Source organism: Candidatus Binatus sp. (assembly GCF_036567905.1).
In the GTDB taxonomy this organism is placed as follows: Bacteria; Desulfobacterota; Binatia; order Binatales; family Binataceae; genus Binatus.
Map to the genome: position 1 here is coordinate 1 of NZ_DATCTO010000066.1, position 2,062 is coordinate 2,062.

The following is a 2,062-nucleotide window of genomic DNA, read 5'->3' on the forward strand; positions in this document are numbered from 1 at the left end:
CCTCCCTGGGCAGGGGCTGCGGCCCCTGCACCCGCAGTATCAATCGAAAAGTGCGCCGAGGCGCCCTTTTCTCTCGGTTCTTCGCGCGAGAGCGAGAGACGCGGTTGCCGCGTATCTCGCGATTCTCATTGCGCCGTCGCCGCCGCGACCGCCAAGCGCGTAGCGGTCCGCTCCCCGTCGCTCTTCTTCCCGCCGTTCGCGGGGCATTTTATTATCGCCGCGAATTTGATTTGATAGATAGGTTGACAAGGGCGTTGACCAGTCGGCACGGACGGCAGGCGGTTAGGCCTGCGGCTGAATTTCGGCCGAAATTTATCGTCCGATAGTTTGGAAGGTCCGGCACTTGTCCTGCCTCATGACGCAAGAGTTTCGCTACATTCCAGGAGGAATGCATGGTTAAGAAGATCGCCGCCGTGGCCGGCGGCGTTTTTATCGGCCTGATCATAGCCTTTGCGCGGGTCGGCGCGTTCCCTTTCTGGGGTTCCGACTCGAATGCTCCCAAGGCGCCACCGGCGCAGCAAGCACAGGCAGCGCCGGCGGAGCCGCTGCCGGCGCCTCCGGTGGCTGGGGTGCATGTGGCGCCGGCGGCGCAGCCCAATACGCCTGAGCCGAACGAAAAGGTCGGAGTAATTACCTCGTTCGCGCCGCTGGTCAAACGAATGATACCGGCGGTGGTGAGCGTCAACGTCGTTCAGGATGTGAAGATTTCGGGAATGCCGTTTGGCATTTCGCCGGGCGGACCCGGCGACGACAATGGCGGTGATGACGACAACGGCGGCGGCGGAGGTGGGAGCGGTGGCGAAATGGGGCCTGGCGATCCGTTCGACCAGCTGCGCCGCTACTTCGGCCAGGGCGGTCAACGCGAATTCAAACAGCACGGGCTGGGATCGGGCGTGATCGTGTCGGCCGACGGCTACATCCTGACCAACAATCACGTGGTTGGTAACGCCGAAGAAATCCACGTTACGCTGCAGGACAAGCGCGAGTTTACGGCGAAGGTGATCGGCAAGGACGCGAAGACCGATCTCGGACTGATCAAGATCGATACCAAGGACGCATTGCCGGTCGCGACGCTGGGGGATTCAAATTCGACCGAGGTCGGCGACTGGGTAATCGCAATCGGCAACCCGTTCAACGTCGGGATGACGGTGACCGCGGGAATCGTCAGCGCCAAGGGACGAATCCTCGGCGGCGACTACGACGATTTCCTGCAGACCGACGCGTCGATTAATCCCGGCAACTCAGGCGGCCCATTAATCAATACGCGCGGCGAGGTCATCGGAATCAACACCGCGATCTACACCAAGACCGGCGCCAACAACGGCATCGGCTTCGCCATCCCAATCGACATGGCGCGCAACGTGATGGATCAGTTGAAGGCGCACGGGCGCGTGGTCCGCGGATGGCTGGGCGTCGAAATTCAGGAAGTGACGCCGGATCTCGCGCAATCGTTCGGATTGCCCAAGCCCGAAGGCGCGCTGGTTGCCAGCGCGGACAAGGATGGGCCCGCGGGCAAGGCTGGAATCGAACGCGGCGATATCGTGCTCAGCTTCAACGGCCATCCGGTCAACGATGAGCATGAGCTGCCCGCGCTGGTCGCGCAGACACCGATCAATCAGAAGGTGCCGGTCGAGGTGGTGCGCAACGGCAAGCACATGACCCTCGAGGTCACGATTGGCGAGCGCAAGGAACCGCAGGTGGCGTCGGCCAAGTCCGAGGAGCCGGGCGGCAACTGGGGGATGCAAGTCGGGGACATCACGCCCGAGCTGGCGCAGCAGTTCCATCTCGAGAGCACCAGGGGTGTGGTGATTCAGAAGGTTGCGCCGGACAGCCCTTCGGCGGAGGCAGGTCTTCAGGCGGGCGACGTCGTGTTGGAAGTGAATCACGAGAAGATCGCCGCGCTTGCGGATTTCATCGCCAAGGCAAAAGAAGCGCAGAGCAAGAAGAAGCCGGCGCTGCTGCTGGTTCAACGCGGCGGCGCGACGCTGTACACGGTGATCAAGCCGGCCGGCGCGGCGCAGGGCTGATCGGATCGCAGGTCATATGCAGTCAACCCGCGGCG

1 protein-coding gene is annotated in these 2,062 nt (G+C 62.9%); it reads left to right on the forward strand.

Annotation, left to right across the window (positions count from 1 at the left end; genetic code table 11):
- Nucleotides 1-392: 392 nt before the first annotated feature.
- Complete coding sequence (locus tag VIO10_RS10370; RefSeq protein WP_331963359.1) at nucleotides 393-2,027, forward strand: DegQ family serine endoprotease; 1,635 nt, start codon at nucleotides 393-395, stop codon at nucleotides 2,025-2,027.
- Nucleotides 2,028-2,062 lie beyond the last annotated feature (35 nt).